Genomic DNA, 352 nt, shown 5'->3' on the forward strand with positions numbered 1-352 from the left:
CGAGGAATTTCGCAGAATTTCTTACCATTCACCGGAGAGATATTGTCGAAGTAGCGACCTTGTACCGGTGCTGTCCATTCGCCGCCAATAAAGTTCTGGTAGCGGGCTTTGAAGTTAACCAAGGCGTTGTCGAGACCGGGCTGTTCGTAAATCATGCCATTGTCCTCTCTGCTTGTTTTTATGACTGTTTGGCGTGGCGGAGCTACCGCCATGAGACCACTTTAAACTTCTGGACAGCGGCTCCGCTTATCTGTTAGTACATATCTGTTGCCTGTGAGTCCATAGGCGATGAAGTCTGCTGCTTACTCCAAAAATAAAAAACATGACGGGTGACAGAGGTGACAAGAGCAAT

General features: G+C 48.0%; 1 pseudogene. It reads right to left on the reverse strand.

The window, feature by feature from the left end:
• Nucleotides 1-155, reverse strand: a pseudogene (locus H2O73_RS20385) (aldehyde dehydrogenase); the annotation flags it as partial.
• Nucleotides 156-352 lie beyond the last annotated feature (197 nt).

This window comes from Vibrio marinisediminis (assembly GCF_014050145.1).
Taxonomy (GTDB): domain Bacteria; phylum Pseudomonadota; class Gammaproteobacteria; order Enterobacterales; family Vibrionaceae; genus Vibrio; species Vibrio marinisediminis.